Annotated in this window: 17 protein-coding genes and 1 pseudogene; 17 read left to right on the top strand and 1 reads right to left on the bottom strand. The window is 63.1% G+C overall.

Annotated features, from left to right (window positions below):
• Nucleotides 1–8 precede the first annotated feature (8 nt).
• The 13 genes from GM676_RS06360 (at nucleotide 9) to GM676_RS06300 (ending at nucleotide 11,352) form a co-directional block, all read left to right on the top strand.
• Nucleotides 9–464, top strand: coding sequence for a cache domain-containing protein (locus tag GM676_RS06360; protein ID WP_155462593.1), 456 nt, complete (start codon nucleotides 9–11; stop codon nucleotides 462–464).
• 29 nt (nucleotides 465–493) lie between these two features.
• Nucleotides 494–724, top strand: coding sequence for a hypothetical protein (locus GM676_RS06355; protein ID WP_155462592.1), 231 nt, complete (start codon nucleotides 494–496; stop codon nucleotides 722–724).
• 262 nt (nucleotides 725–986) lie between these two features.
• On the top strand, nucleotides 987–1,850 hold the full coding sequence (locus GM676_RS06350) for a VOC family protein (protein WP_155462591.1): 864 nt from the start codon (nucleotides 987–989) through the stop codon (nucleotides 1,848–1,850).
• Nucleotides 1,847–2,545 (top strand): class II aldolase/adducin family protein, encoded by a 699-nt coding sequence (locus GM676_RS06345; protein WP_155462590.1) that lies wholly within the window; start codon nucleotides 1,847–1,849, stop codon nucleotides 2,543–2,545. Before GM676_RS06350 ends, GM676_RS06345 begins: the two co-directional genes overlap by 4 nt.
• 2 nt (nucleotides 2,546–2,547) lie before the next feature.
• Complete coding sequence (locus tag GM676_RS06340) at nucleotides 2,548–4,011, top strand: 2-hydroxymuconic semialdehyde dehydrogenase (protein WP_155462589.1); 1,464 nt, start codon at nucleotides 2,548–2,550, stop codon at nucleotides 4,009–4,011.
• Between the two features lie 7 nt (nucleotides 4,012–4,018).
• On the top strand, nucleotides 4,019–4,798 hold the full coding sequence (locus GM676_RS06335) for a fumarylacetoacetate hydrolase family protein (protein WP_155462588.1): 780 nt from the start codon (nucleotides 4,019–4,021) through the stop codon (nucleotides 4,796–4,798).
• Nucleotides 4,799–4,806: 8 nt separating this feature from the next.
• Complete coding sequence (gene dmpH / locus GM676_RS06330; RefSeq protein ID WP_155462587.1) at nucleotides 4,807–5,595, top strand: 2-oxo-3-hexenedioate decarboxylase; 789 nt, start codon at nucleotides 4,807–4,809, stop codon at nucleotides 5,593–5,595.
• A gap of 17 nt (nucleotides 5,596–5,612) precedes the next feature.
• Nucleotides 5,613–5,804 (top strand): 2-hydroxymuconate tautomerase, encoded by a 192-nt coding sequence (gene thmT, locus GM676_RS06325; RefSeq protein ID WP_155462586.1) that lies wholly within the window; start codon nucleotides 5,613–5,615, stop codon nucleotides 5,802–5,804.
• Nucleotides 5,805–5,822: 18 nt separating this feature from the next.
• The gene (locus GM676_RS06320; RefSeq protein WP_155462585.1) at nucleotides 5,823–6,761 is read left to right on the top strand and encodes an acetaldehyde dehydrogenase (acetylating); all 939 of its coding nucleotides are present in this window, start codon (nucleotides 5,823–5,825) and stop codon (nucleotides 6,759–6,761) included.
• A 1-nt stretch (nucleotide 6,762) separates the two neighbouring features.
• On the top strand, nucleotides 6,763–7,773 hold the full coding sequence (gene dmpG, locus GM676_RS06315) for a 4-hydroxy-2-oxovalerate aldolase (RefSeq protein WP_155462584.1): 1,011 nt from the start codon (nucleotides 6,763–6,765) through the stop codon (nucleotides 7,771–7,773).
• 36 nt (nucleotides 7,774–7,809) lie between these two features.
• Entirely contained in the window at nucleotides 7,810–9,159 is a 1,350-nt protein-coding gene (locus tag GM676_RS06310; protein ID WP_155462583.1) for an MFS transporter, read from the top strand.
• Nucleotides 9,160–9,183: 24 nt separating this feature from the next.
• The gene (locus GM676_RS06305) at nucleotides 9,184–10,275 is read left to right on the top strand and encodes a porin (RefSeq protein ID WP_155462582.1); all 1,092 of its coding nucleotides are present in this window, start codon (nucleotides 9,184–9,186) and stop codon (nucleotides 10,273–10,275) included.
• 165 nt (nucleotides 10,276–10,440) lie between these two features.
• Nucleotides 10,441–11,352 carry a LysR family transcriptional regulator gene (locus GM676_RS06300; protein ID WP_229262562.1) on the top strand — a complete coding sequence of 304 codons (912 nt, stop codon included), beginning with the start codon at nucleotides 10,441–10,443 and terminating at the stop codon, nucleotides 11,350–11,352.
• Between the two features lie 98 nt (nucleotides 11,353–11,450).
• Here the strand turns inward: GM676_RS06300 and GM676_RS06295 are convergent.
• Nucleotides 11,451–11,582: pseudogene (locus tag GM676_RS06295) on the bottom strand (IS3 family transposase); the annotation flags it as partial.
• A gap of 185 nt (nucleotides 11,583–11,767) precedes the next feature.
• On the opposite strand from GM676_RS06295, the gene GM676_RS06290 reads away from it, so the two are divergent.
• The 4 genes from GM676_RS06290 to GM676_RS06275 all read left to right on the top strand — a co-directional run bounded on the left by GM676_RS06290 (nucleotide 11,768) and on the right by GM676_RS06275 (nucleotide 14,400).
• Nucleotides 11,768–12,319 (top strand): TetR/AcrR family transcriptional regulator, encoded by a 552-nt coding sequence (locus GM676_RS06290; RefSeq protein WP_155462580.1) that lies wholly within the window; start codon nucleotides 11,768–11,770, stop codon nucleotides 12,317–12,319.
• Nucleotides 12,320–12,366: 47 nt separating this feature from the next.
• Nucleotides 12,367–13,536 (top strand): glycoside hydrolase family 113 protein, encoded by a 1,170-nt coding sequence (locus GM676_RS06285; protein WP_229262561.1) that lies wholly within the window; start codon nucleotides 12,367–12,369, stop codon nucleotides 13,534–13,536.
• Nucleotides 13,537–13,867: 331 nt separating this feature from the next.
• Nucleotides 13,868–14,107 carry a hypothetical protein gene (locus GM676_RS06280; RefSeq protein WP_155462579.1) on the top strand — a complete coding sequence of 80 codons (240 nt, stop codon included), beginning with the start codon at nucleotides 13,868–13,870 and terminating at the stop codon, nucleotides 14,105–14,107.
• A gap of 65 nt (nucleotides 14,108–14,172) precedes the next feature.
• Nucleotides 14,173–14,400, top strand: coding sequence for a hypothetical protein (locus GM676_RS06275; protein WP_155462578.1), 228 nt, complete (start codon nucleotides 14,173–14,175; stop codon nucleotides 14,398–14,400).
• Nucleotides 14,401–14,403: the final 3 nt, after the last annotated feature.

Below are 14,403 nucleotides of genomic sequence, written 5' to 3'. Positions count from 1 at the left end.
AGACCATCATGAAACGCAGGACAATCTTCGCATTCTGTTTGTCGCTGGTTGCTGTTCCGACCTTGGCCGGCGAACACCGCGCCACGAAGGACGAGGCTGTCGCTTTCGTCAACCGGGCGGTTGCTCATCTTAAGGTGAATGGGGCGGCGAAGGCCCTGGCCGACTTCAACGATCCGAAAGGCAAGTTCATTGACGGCGAGTTGTATGTGGTGGTGGTCGATTTGCAAGGGAACGTACTGGCGAACGGCGCCAATCACAAGCTCGTCGGGAAGAATCTGTTGCAGATCCGAGATCTCGATGGCAAGTATTTCGTCAGAGAGCAAATCGAAATCGCCAATACCAAGGGGGCTGGCTGGGTAGAATTCCGCTGGAATAACCCCGTCACCAGCAAGATGGAGCTGCGGCAGTTCTATCTTGTCCGTAACGAGAACTATTTCGTCGGTTCGGGCGTATTCAAGCCGTAGCCGCCGGCTGTCATTCGATTCGAGCGCCAATGAATAATGCCGACATGGACGATTTGAAGTTCATCCGGGCGGTGGCGCGTCGCGGAACGCATACCATGCTGCTGCGTCATTTGGACAAGGTCGGCGATGCCACCGGCAAAGCGCTGTCTGCGAGCACCTGCCAGCCCACCAAGTGTGCTGACACCCCCTCCCGCCCTGGATCTGGGGCGGCCATCATGTCGAACCCGGCTGGCCGCGACCTTGGGGATCAAGGTTTGTAGGCAGTAACCTGGCACTGCTAGTCGTTCTTCGCTCCCTGCTTTCATCCCGCTCAGCCCGCCCTTCCGGTCTCTCTTGCGCCGTGTCCTTGGCGCCGCCCGTCGGTGCGCCGTGATACTGGCTGGCGGACGTGTGGTCCCCGCTCCGGCGGCCGTTCACCACTATAAAAAAACCAAATACCGCCAATCCAAAACATTCGCTACTCACATGCCGATGCCTTCTCTACAGTGGAGTCATAAAGCAAGCATCTGAAAAGGAGACGGCATGATTAACTTGCACGACATACGCTATGTCAGGTTGGGCACGCGCGACTTGGCGAAGGCGGAATATTACGCGACCACGGTCCTCGGACTACAGGTTGCTCGCCGCGAGGGCGAGGCCTTGTACCTGCGCTCGGACAGCCGAGATCACACACTGTGTTATTTCGAAGGCGATCCGGGCGATCACACCACGGCCTTCGAAGTGGAGGACGCCGGTGCCTTCGACGCGGCGGCCGCCACGCTGGAAGCCAACCACTTCCACATCCACGTTGGCACGGCGGACGAATGCGAGCAGCGTCATGTGCGCGGCTTCCTGTCCTTCAAAGACCCCACTGGCAACAAGATCGACCTGGTGCTGGCGCCGCACCACAGCGGCCAGCGCTACTTTCCGGCGCGCGACGTCAAGATCACCGGGTTTAGCCATGTCGGCTTGCGCACCACCAACGCCAGGCGCGACGAGGCGTTCTGGACCACGCTGTGTAGTGCCAAGGTGAGTGACTGGATCGGAGACGCGCCGCTGCTCCGCATCGACGACGTCCACCATAAGATTGCGCTGTTCCCGTCGACTTACGCCGGCATCCAGCACATCAACCACCAAGTCGAGAGCATCGACGAACTCATGCGGGCTTATTACGTTCTCATGGAGCGGAAAATCGCCATCCGCTTCGGGCCTGGACGCCATCCGACCTCTGGCGCGATGTTCCTTTACTTCGAAGGCACGGACGGCCTTACTTTCGAATACTCGACCGGGGTGCGCACCATCACCGAGGAGGACGAGCGCACCTATATACCCCGCCACTTCCCGTTCGTGCCGGAATCGTTCTGTCAGTGGGGCTCGCGGCCCGACATCCCGGAGTTCAAGAAATGAGCCGCGCCACCCAACTGAAGGTGCGGGTGGCGGCGCGGGCGTTGGCGCGCGCGGGCTTGGTGCACGCCTACGGCCATTGCAGCACGCGGCTGGACGCCGGTCATTTCCTGGTCTGTGCGGCCAAGCCCATGGCACTGATCATGCCGGACGACGAGGGCGTCATCGTGCCGGTGCACGGCGAATTGCCCGACGGCGTGCTCGGCGAGGTGCGCATCCACCAGCACATCTATCGCGAACAGCCGGACGCAGCCGCTGTGGTCCGCAGCATGCCGCCGACGGTGATGTCGCTGTCGGCGGCGCGGCGTACGCCGCGCCGGCTGCACGGCATGGGCGCCTATTTCACCGACCCGGTGCCGCTGTGGGACGACCCGCAATTGATCCGTACCGAGGCGCAGGCGGCGGCCGTGGCCCGGACCATGGACGGCGGCAACGCCGTCGTCATGCGCGGCAACGGCCTGGTGATCGCGGCGCCGTCGCTCGAGCAGGCGGTGGTGCTGACCTGGTACATGGAGGATGCCGCCCGCACCGACTGGCAATTGCGCGCCGCTGGTCTGGAGGCCCAAGCGGCCGTGCTTAGCGCGCAGGAGGCGCGGGCGCGTGCGGTCGGCACCGGCCGGATCTACGAACGCATGTGGGATTACCTGACCGACGGCGATCCCGAACTCTCACAAATCACGAAACAGGATGCACAATGAACATGACGCGACCCGCTGGTTTCCCCAACTTTATCGACGGACGATGGGTGGAGAGCGCACGCCGCTTTGAAAACCGCAATCCGGCCGATAACTCCCTTATCGGCATGGTCAGCGAGGCCAGTCGCGCCGACGTGGACGCCGCTGTGCGCGCCGCCCGCGCGGCGCTGGACGGCCCCTGGGGCAAGATGTCGATCGCCAAACGTGCCGAGTTGATGCACGCGGTCGCGGACGGCATCATGGCCCGATTCGACGAATTCGTCGCCGCCGAGGTAGCCGACACCGGCAAGCCGTACGCGATGGCCAGCCACCTGGACGTGCCACGCGGTGCGGCGAACTTCAAGATGTTCGCCGACGTCGTCAAGAACGTCGCCACCGAGAGCTTTGAGATGGTGGCGCCGGATGGGGGGGACGCCCTGAACTACGCGGTGCGCGTGCCCAAGGGCGTGATCGGCGTCATTTGTCCGTGGAACCTGCCATTGCTGTTGATGACCTGGAAGGTCGGCCCGGCGCTGGCCTGCGGCAATACCGTGGTGGTCAAGCCATCCGAGGAAACGCCGGCCACGGCGGCGCTCCTGGCCGAGGTGATGAACGAGGTCGGCGTGCCGCCCGGCGTCTACAACGTGGTGCAGGGCCACGGCCAGGATTCGGCCGGCGCCTTCCTGACCGCACATCCGGACGTCGACGCCTACACCTTCACCGGCGAGACCGGCACCGGCGAGGCCATCATGGCCGCCGCCGCGCGCGGCATCCGGCCGGTGTCGATGGAATTGGGCGGCAAGAATCCGGGCATCGTGTTCGCCGATTGCGACTTCGACGCGGCGGTGGCCGGCATCCTGCGCTCGGCCTTCTTCAACAGCGGCCAAGTCTGCCTGGGCACCGAGCGCGTTTACGTGCAGCGGCCCATCTTCGAGCGCTTCGTCGCCGCGCTCAAGGCAGGCGCCGAGGCGATGCGCCCCGGCGATCCGAACGACAAGGACACCAACTTCGGACCGCTGGTGTCGCAAGAGCACCGCGGCAAGGTGCTGGGCTACTACCGCCGCGCGGCCGAGGAGGGCGCGACGGTGGTCACCGGCGGCGGCGTGCCCGACATGCCGGCGGCGCTGGCCAATGGCGCCTGGGTGCAGCCGACCATCTGGACCGGACTGCCGGAAAGCTCGGCGCTGATCCGCGAAGAGATCTTCGGGCCGTGCTGCCACGTGGCGCCGTTCGACACCGAGGAGCAGGCCGTGGCGCTGGCCAACGACACCCGCTACGGCCTGGCCGCCACCGTCTGGACCAAGGATGTGGGTACCGCGCACCGCATGGGCAAGCGGCTTAAGGTCGGCATTTGCTGGATCAATTCCTGGTTCTTGCGCGACTTGCGCACCGCGTTCGGTGGCGCGCGCCAGTCCGGCATCGGCCGCGAAGGCGGCGTCCATTCGCTGGAGTTCTACACCGAACTCCGTAACGTTTGCATCAAACTTTGAGGACTTTATGAACCAGCAAGAAATCGAAACCCATGGCGCGCGGCTGTATGAGGCGCTGTTGGCGCGCGCACCCGTCGCGCCGCTGACGCAAGGTGCGCCGAGCATGACGCTCAAGGACGCCTATGGCATCCAGCAGGATCTGCTGCGCCGCCGCCTGCAACGAGGTGAGCGCCTGATCGGCCACAAGATCGGCGTCACCAGCCGGGTGGTGATGGAGATGCTTCAGGTCGACCAGCCGGACTTCGGCCACCTGACCTCGGCCATGGTCTACTACGACGGCGCGGTGCCGATCGATAGCCTGATCGCCCCCAAGGCCGAGGGCGAGATCGCCTTCATCCTCAAACATGACCTCGCCGGCCCCGGCGTGACCGAGGCCGCCGTGCTGCGCGCCACCGCCTGCGTGCTGCCATGCTTCGAGATCGTCGATTCGCGGGTGCGCGACTGGAAGATCGCGATCCAGGACACGGTGGCCGACAACGCCTCCTCCGGCTGCTTCGTGCTGGGCGACAGCGCGGCCGATCCGCGTGCGGTCGACCTGGCCACGGTCGGCATGACACTGGAGAAGAACGGTGCGGTGCTGGCTACCGGCGCCGGCGCGGCGGCGCTGGGCCATCCGCTGGCGGCGGTCGCCTGGCTAGCCAATACCCTGGGCGAGCTGGGGCAGACGCTGCGCGCCGGCGAAGTGATCCTGTCGGGATCGCTCGCGGCGATGGTGCCGGTGGCGCGCGGAGATCGTCTGCGCATGAGCCTCGGCGGGATCGGCTCGGCCGAAGTACGTTTTTACTAGGGACAGCAATGAAACTGACACCACACACCATCGCCGCGCTGGCCGCGCACCTGGAACAGGCCGAACTCAATGCGACAGCCGTGCCCAAGATCACGGACAACCATCCGGACATGGACTGGGACGACGCCTACGCGATCCAGGACCTGATCCGCGCCGCCAAGGCGGCACGCGGCGTGCCGGTCGCAGGCCTGAAGATGGGCCTGACCTCGGCCGCCAAGATCCAGCAGATGGGCGTCAAGGAGCCGATCTACGGCTTCCTCAACGGCGACCATGAGTTCCGCAGCGGCGCCGACATCGCCACCGACCAACTAATCCACCCGAAGGTGGAGGCGGAAATCGGTTTTGTTCTGAACCGTCCACTGAGCGGGCCGGGCTGCCATATCGGCGACGTGCTGGCCGCCACCGCCTACGTGGTGGCGGCCGTGGAGGTGATCGACTCACGCTACGAACACTTCAAATTCGACCTGAAGAGCGTTATCGCCGACAACACCTCAGCGGCGCGCTATGTGCTCGGCACCAGCTACCACGATGCCGTTGGCCTGGACCTGAGAAACCTTGGCATCGTGCTGCGCAAGAACGGCGAGGTGGCGGCTACCGCGTCTGGCGCGGCCGTGCTTGGCCATCCGGCCGCCAGCGTCGCCATGCTGGCCAACATGCTGGGCGCGCGCGGTCGGGAGATCCCCGCTGGCGTGCTGATCATGACCGGCGGCGCCACCGAGGCGATACGGGTGGAGGCGGGCGACCGCGTCGCCGTCGACTACCAGTGGCTGGGCAGCGTGTCCATGCAATTCACCTAATCGAGATGGAGTCCTCCATGCCCGTTATTCACGTCCATTTGATGGAAGGCCGCAGCGATACGCTGAAGGAGGCGCTGATCGGCGCCATCACCGCCGCCACCGCCGAAACGCTGGGCGCCAAGCCGGACAGCGTGCGTGTGCTGCTGCACGAGCTGCCGAAGAACCATTTTGGCATCGGTGGCCAGAGCGCCAAGGCGCTGGGTCGTTGACATCCACAGGAGATAATGATGAACAAGAAGATCAAGGTAGCGATCATCGGCTCCGGCAATATCGGCAGCGATTTGATGATCAAGGTGATGCGCCACGGCCGTCACCTGGAAATGGGGGCGATGGTCGGCATCGACGCCGCGTCCGACGGCTTGGCGCGCGCCACGCGGCTCGGGGTGCCGGTCACCCCCGCGGGGATCGAGGGCCTGCTGGCGATGCCGGGCTTCGCCGACATCGGCTTGGTGTTCGACGCCACCAGCGCCGGTGCCCATCACCGCCACAACGCGCTGCTGCAACAGCATGGCAAGCAGGTGATCGACCTGACGCCGGCCGCCATCGGCCCCTACGTGGTGCCGGTGGTGAACCTGGAACAGCACCGCGGCGCGCGCAACGTCAACATGGTCACCTGCGGCGGCCAGGCCACGATCCCGATCGTGGCGGCGGTCTCGCGCGTGGCCAAGGTGCACTACGCCGAGATTGTGGCATCGATGTCGAGCCGCTCGGCCGGTCCCGGCACCCGCGACAACATCGATGAGTTCACCGAGACCACGTCACGCGCGCTCGAGCTGGTGGGCGGGGCCACGCGGGGCAAGGCCATCATCGTGCTCAACCCTGCCGAGCCGCCGATGATGATGCGCGACTCGGTGTTTTGCTTCTCCGATGTCGCCGACCAGGCGCGCATCGAGGCGGCGGTGCTTGAGATGGTCGAGCAGGTGCGGCAATACGTTCCCGGCTACCGTCTCAAGCAGCGCGTGCAGTTCGAGGAATGCGGCGCCGGCCGCGAACTCAACATCCCGGGACTGGGCATGCTGGCCGGCCTGAAAACCTCGGTCTACCTGGAGGTGGAGGGGGCCGCCCACTATCTGCCCGCGTATGCCGGCAACCTGGATATCATGACCAGCGCGGCGCTGGCCTGCGCCGAACGCTACGCCGAGCGTTTGCACTACCTGGAGAACTGACATGAACGACAAGAAGCTTTATATCTCCGATGTGACGCTGCGCGACGGCAGCCACGCGGTACGCCACCAGTACTCGCTGGCGCAGGTGCGCGAGATCGCGGCCGCCCTCGACCGTGCCGGCGTCGACAGTATCGAGGTCGCCCACGGCGACGGCCTGCAAGGCTCGAGCTTCAACTACGGCTTCGGCGCTCATACCGACCTGGAATGGATCGCGGCGGCGGCCGACGCCGTGCGTCAGGCCAGGATCGCCACCTTGCTGCTGCCCGGCATCGGCACCATCCACGACCTGAAGAACGCCCGCGCGGCGGGCGCCCACGTCGTGCGCGTCGCCACCCACTGCACCGAGGCCGACATCGCGCGCCAGCATATCGCTTGCGCCAGGGAACTGGGCATGGACGCCGTCGGCTTCCTGATGATGAGCCATATGATTTCCCCGACGGAGCTGGCGCAACAGGCCAAGCGCATGGAGTCGTACGGCGCCGGCTGCGTGTATGTGGTCGATTCCGGCGGGGCGCTGACGATGGACCAGGTGCGCGAGCGTTTCCGCGCCTTCAAGGATGTGCTCAAGCCGGAGACACAGACCGGCATCCATGCGCATCACAACCTGAGCCTGGGGGTGGCCAACAGCGTCGTCGCGGTCGAGGAGGGCTGCGACCGCGTCGACGCCAGCCTGGCGGGCATGGGCGCCGGGGCCGGCAACGCGCCGCTGGAGGTGTTCATCGCCGCCGCCGCGCGCATGGGCTGGAACCACGGTTGCGATCTGTTGGCGCTGATGGACGCGGCCGACGACATCGTGCGGCCGCTGCAGGACCGTCCCGTGCGCGTCGACCGCGAGACGCTGGCGCTGGGCTACGCCGGCGTGTACTCGAGCTTCCTGCGCCACGCCGAGGCGGCGGCGGCGCGCTACGAGCTCAAGACCGTCGACATCCTGATCGAGCTGGGCCGGCGCCGCATGGTCGGTGGCCAGGAGGACATGATCGTCGACGTCGCACTGGATTTGAGCCGGCGTTGACCGGCCCCTAACGCAAACTGAAGAGGAGACAAAAAAATGACCATAAAAAATACCGTAACGGTCGACCAGATCATCGGCGCCAGCAAGTTGTCGGGCTATCAGATCCTGGTGCTGGTGTTGTGCTTTGTGGTGGTCGCCATCGACGGCTTCGACACCGCCGCCATCGGCTACATCGCGCCCGCGCTGATGCAGGAGTGGGGGCTCAAGCCCGCCCAGCTGGGGCCGGCGTTCGGCGCCGGCCTGTTCGGGTTGATGATCGGCGCTTTCCTGATGGGGCCGGTGGCCGACCGCGTTGGCCGCAAAGCCGCCATGCTGATCAGCGTGGCCGTCTTCGGCGTCGGCACGCTGTTTTCCGCCACCTCCAGTTCGCTGGAAATGTTGACCTTGATACGCTTCCTGGTCGGCATCGGCCTGGGGGGCGCCATGCCCACGTGTATTGCGCTGACGTCCGAATACTCGCCGCAGCGCCAGCGCGTGCTGCTGGTGACGCTCAGTTTCTGCGGCTTCACACTTGGTTTCGCGCTGGGCGGCGCGTTGTCGGCGCAGATCATCGTCCATTACGGCTGGCGCGCGGTGCTGGTGGCGGGCGGCATGGCGCCGCTGCTGCTGCTGCCGGCGTTGTGGCTGTGGCTGCCGGAGTCGGTGCGCTACCTGGCGGCCGACCCGACCCGCCAGCGGGCGTTGCGCAAGATCGTGGACCGCATCGCCGGCGACAACCGCTGGGCCGGCCACGAGATCGTGGCCGGCGACGCGGTCGGCCAGGCACGCTCGCCGATCTCGCTGTTGTTCGTCGACGGCCACGCCAAAGCCACCTTGCTGGTGTGGGTGGCGTATTTCTGCTCGCTGTTCGTGTTCTATCTACTGTCGAGCTGGCTGCCGACCATCATGCGCGGCAGCGGTTATTCGATCCCCGACGCCGCGCGCATCGCCGCCATGGTGCCGCTGGGCGGCACCATCGGCGCCGTGTTGCTGGCGCGCCTGATGGACCGGGGCAACCCCTGCCTGGTGCTGTCGCTGACCTACCTGTTGTCGGGCGCCGCCATCGCCGCGCTGGGGCATGTGATCGCCGAGCCGGGCTGGCTGGCCTGCGCCGCCTTCGTGGTCGGCTTCGGCGTGGTCGGCGCGCAGACTGGCATGAACGCCTTCGTGGCCGGCATTTATCCGACCCCGGCGCGCGCCACCGGTATCAGCTGGGCGCTGGCGGTGGGGCGCATCGGCTCGATCGTCGGCTCCATGACCGGCGGCGCGCTGTTGGCGGCGTTCGCCGATCCGGGCTCGTTGTTCCAGATGGTCGCTATCCCCACGGTGCTGGCCGCCGTCGCACTGTATGCGATCAACGCCCGCTACCGCAAGCCGGCCGGCGGCGTCGCCGTCAATGCCCACTAAATTAAACCAATAACGGAGACAATCATGACAAAAAAAATATGCCGCGCGCTGGCGTTGCTCGCTTGTGTGGATGCGGCGAACGCCATGGCGCAAAGCCAGGTCACTGTGTATGGGCTGCTCGATACCGGCCTGGTCCACACGACCAATGCCAACGCCGCCGGTTCCTCGGTGACCAGAATGCCGTCGCTGACGGGTTCTCTGCCGTCGCGGCTGGGCTTTCGCGGCGTCGAGGACCTGGGGGGCGGTCTGCAGGCCGTCTTCACGCTGGAGACCGGAATTTTGCTCGACAGCGGTGGCGTCAGCCAAGGCAACCGCCTGTTCGGACGTCAGGCCTCGGTCGGCCTGAAGGGCGATTTCGGCACGGTGACTCTGGGCCGCCAAATCAATATGACATTCATTTCCATCCTCAAATCGGACGTCATGGGCCCGAACCTGTTCTCGATCAGCAGCATTGATGGCTATTTCCCGAACGCCCGCAGCGACAACGCGGTCGGCTATCTCGGCAACTTCAAGGACGTGCTGGTGGGCGCGACCTACAGCACTGGCCGCGACACGTCGGCAAGCGGCGGCCCGGGCGCCACCGGTTGTCCGGGCGAGGTCGCCGGCAACAGCAAGGCGTGCCGCCAGGTCACCGCCTTGCTGGGCTACGAAAGGCCGGCGTTCGGCGTCAACGTCGTCTACGACAATTTGTATGGCAACACCGGCGCGGCGGGCGGCTTGACCAGTAGCGACAACAGTGACCGGCGCATCGGCGTGCATGGCTATGTCAAGGCCGGCGCCACAAAGCTGGGCGGCGGCATTGTCGAGCGCACCACGCGCGCCGTCACCGGTTTGTCGGAGTCGGACCTGTACTATTTCGGCGCCAGCCATCCGCTGACGCCGCTCATTACCCTCGATACCCAGGTGGCGCGTCGCGACCTCAAGCGCAGCGACGCTGACGTCACGCTGCTTGTCGCCCGGCTGACCTACAACCTGTCGAAACGTACCGCCGTGTACGGCGGGCTGGGGAAGATAAAAAACGCCGGCCTTTCAGCGATCGCGCTCGACGCCGGCGGCACGGTCGGTGCCGGCAAGACGCAGAACGGGGTCATGACCGGGCTGCGGCATTCTTTCTAAATGGGCTAAAACTGTTATGGCAATGCCCGGTCGGGCATTGCCAGGCCCTGATAAGTAGATGTTGTTCAGAGGTTCGCGTAGGGGGCTGGTATATTCTCTCGTTCAGAAATAGACTCGCAAGAGACGGCTAAAACTTCCCACTATGTAATGAGAACAGATCTTAATTTGCTGCGTCTGCTGGTGGCGGTGTACGATACCGGCAGCGTGACCGCCGCCGCCGCCCAACTGAAAATGAGCCAGCCGGCCGCCAGCGCCGCGTTGGCGCGTTTACGCGAATCACTCGGTGACCCATTGTTTATTCGTCAGGCTGGCGCGATGCTGCCTACCCCGCGCGCGCAGCGCATCATCGGCAAAACGCGTGAGGTCATCGGCCTGATCGACGCGGATATCCTGCGCAGCGCGATATTTGATCCACAGAAGTCCCGAGACGAATTCGTTTTTTGCTTGAGCGCGATTGGTGAGATTGTCTTTCTTCCCGCATTGTTTAACTTTCTGCGCGAGGCGGCGCCGCAGGCCAAAGTCCGTTCGGTAAGTCTGCCGCCACAGCAGTTGGAGGAAGCATTGAACCAGGGCGCGGTGGATCTGGCGTTGGGCTATTTTCCCGATCTCAAACAGGGTAATATGTACCAGCAGCGTTTGTTCTCCCACACGCTCGTGTGCATGGTGCGAACAGGTCACGCTATTCAGGGCGCGCGCATGACCTTGAGCCAATTCACGGAGGCGGAGCACGCCTTCGTTCAAGACGGCGGGCGCAGCCAGGAGATGTTCGAGGCGGAACTGGCGTCACGAAAGATCGTCCGTAACATCGTCCTGAGGACATCGCATTACATGAGTATTCCAACCATCATCGCCGATTCGGATCTGGTCGTCGTGCTGCCGGGGCCGGTTGGCAATGCCTTTGCAGATTCGAGCAAAGTACGAGTGGTGCTGCCCCCGGTGGAGATACCCTCATATGACCTAAAACAACACTGGCATCGCCGTTTCCACAACGATCCCAAGTTGATCTGGCTGCGCTCGGTGGTGGCGCAATTATTCGCGGCCTCGGACGCGACGGCAGGCGTGTTCTCTGGCGAGTGAGCTGGCATCACCGCTGGCCGTGCCGTGCTCGCTTGACGCGATTTCTGATGTCGATCAGCCCTGGTCGGCGATGCCGTGCGGTTCGGTAGGATCCATTGTCGGAAGCGCCCATTGCAGCTTTCCACCTTGGCGTTGTCGGTCGACTTGCCTCGCCGGTCGCAGTCCAACTCCACCTCGCGCTCGTATGCCCATTTGTCCATGACCTTCGAAACGAATTCGCTACCGTTATCCATTCCAGCGTGCGATCACGAATCACTGGATGACATTCACAGGACCTGATATAGCTGAGGTTGCTGTGACATCATCGTTTTTGAAACCGCTTCTAAGCCGGACATGTATCGCAAGGGGAATTGATAAATATTGTTTTTTTTGGGACATCAATGTGTCATAATGAGATGGTGGAGTCTCAAAAAAAATGAATGTCACATCGTCTAGCCCCGTATCTGATCGAACGCGCAACTCAATACTGGATGCAGCTGCTTGGGTCTTGGCGCGCGATCCCGGAGCAACCATTGCGCAGATTGCCCAGAACGCCAACATGTCACGCAGTACCGTGCACCGCCATTTTCCGGAACGCGAAAGCCTCGTGCACGCCCTGCGTCAGCGCGCCGGCGACGAGGTACTAGCAGCCTATGCAAACGTTGGAAACGACCTGGCGCGAATACGCCTGCTTCGCCTGGCGCATGCGTTTTTCGATCGTGCCGATCTGCTAATCGCCGCATATGTCAGCTTGTCGCGGGAGGACCAACTCGTGACGCTGGACGTTGCCGATCCGACCATGAGGATGTTGATCGAGCGAGGCCATGTGGACGGTTCGATCGACACTTCACTTCATCCTGCCTGGTTCCAACAGGCCTTGTGGGGCCTGCTTTTTGCCTCTTGGAAGAGTGCCGCTAACGGTAGCCTGAGCCGATTCGATGCACAAGCTGTTCTAATCCGTGCCTTGGAGAAATTGCTGGCGCCCTAACAATGGCTACGGCTGCCAAAGCTTGCTTCACTACTTAAGGAATACTTATGAACCGATCGCATTACAAACGCCGAAGCTTTCTTGCCAAGACACTCGGCCTTGCCGCTTTGTCGTCCATCGGTGCCTGCGCAGGTCCGATGTATAAATCAGGCTCGGGCGGTCCCACGTATCGCGGCGTGGTATACGACGTTGGGGTACGTTTCGCTGCCCGGCAGCCTCTTTCGGTGGAGCCTTTCGACCTTGAGTTGGCGCGTTATGACTTGCAGACCATCGGACGAAAGCTGCACTGCAACGCCGTACGCATTGAAGGGGAAGATATTGGCCGCCTGCTTGTGGCAAGCCGCATCGCGCACGCGGAAGGGATGACGGTGTTTTTTAATCCTTGGAAGATGAACGTGCCGGTTACCGACTTGTCGGAATACTACAGATTGGCTGCTCGAGCGGCCGAGCAGCTACGCGCTGAGGGCGTAGAATTGGTATTCGTTTGCGGTTGCGAAATCACCTTGTTCAACGAGGGACTGTTCCCGGGATCGGGAATAATGGAAAGAGCGTCGTGGCTGAGCTCTTTCGGTGGCGCCGACAAATCGAAGGTTGACTATACCGAACTGCTCAAGCGTGGCACGGAGCTCAATGCGGTGCTGCGCTCGATTGTCACCTCGGTGCGAGAGGAATTTGGTGGGAAAGTTTCCTACGCGTCCGGCGCATGGGAAATGGTGGACTGGACCCTGTTCGATCTAGTTGGCGTCGATCACTATCGTAACGGCGAGCCGGAGAAGGAGTATGTAGCCGGCCTTGACCGCTTCCGTCAAAACAAGCCGCTGGTCGTCATGGAAGTCGGGTGCTGCGCGTATGAAGGGGCCGGTCCGCGAGGTTCCACCGGCTTTACGATTCTGGAGGGCCAGAACGAAGACGGCTCTGGCAGGTTCGCTGGCGGGAAAATACCGGCGCGCAGCGAAAGAGAGCAGGCGGACTATGTGGACGAACAACTGCGATTGTTGAGCCAAGCGGGCGTGGACGGGGTCTTTATTTACGTCTTTTCGTTCCCCCTGTATACGCACGGTTCCGGGGCCAAGGATTTGGATATGGTCAGTTATGCGCTAGTCAAGACCTATCCGAAGGACGACCCGCGATCGCGCCAAATCCCCCCATGGGCACCGAAAGAGTCATTTGCCCGCGTTGCTGGGTTTTACAAGCAATTTCCCCGGCAAGTGCCCTAAGAGCGTAGCCATCGCTGTAGGTTGTTGATTTGCACGGAAAGTTGGCTCACTTCACCCCATAATAAATACGGGCGCATTCGCGACCAGGTGCCCGTGTCGAGAAATAGCCAGACGCCTGGGCATATCAGGAAACACCGTCGGGGAGGGGCCAACTGAGAGGGGCAATCCGGCAAGCAAACGAACAGCCAACGAGGCAAAAACATGGAAAAGACAACGTTGCCCGACGATTAAATCATGGTTGGCTCGAACTCGAGCGCGGCTAAAATCTGGAAAGGATGCCCGGTATTTCTTTACAGCGTTCCTGACATTCGATAAGCGCCTGATCGAGATCATGGATCTGTATCCGCTTCGCTCGCTGGGCTTCAAGGTTGGGGGGAATAAAGTACTTCCCGTGTTCAGCGGCGACTGGTTTGAAACCGTGGCGCCCGAGCCCGGCGGTTCACCGTTGCTGTACCGCTTGTATTCGCAAGAAGCAAAGGAGTCGCGAGATGGTCGCAGGGAGATGGCCAAGGCCAATCTGGCTCAGGTCGTGGCAGGCCTGGAAGCCGAATTGATCGCTGTCGCTGGTTAAGTGCTTAACAGAACCACAGGCTTGCAACGCTTATCCTGCAACAATAGCTGACGAAGGAGGCCGCCATGCCCAGAGGAGCCAGCCCGAAGCGCGAGCGCGAGTATCAAAAGCTGGAGCGCAAGTTCAAAAAGGAGGGACGTTACGCCGGCCGCGAGGAGGAAGTGGCGGCGCGTATCGTCAATAAGCAGCGGTCCGAGTCTGGCGAAACCAAAACACGCCACAGGCCGCCGGCCCGTTCCGCCTCCCGCCGCAAGAGTCGCAAGAGCCACAGCACGCGCCGTCGCCGGCGCTAGGCG

It is taken from the genome of Duganella radicis (genome assembly GCF_009720825.1).
Classification (GTDB): Bacteria; Pseudomonadota; Gammaproteobacteria; order Burkholderiales; family Burkholderiaceae_D; genus Rugamonas; species Rugamonas radicis.
The sequence above is the reverse complement of the archived record's forward strand: the minus strand, read 5'-3'. Positions and strand labels throughout refer to the sequence as shown.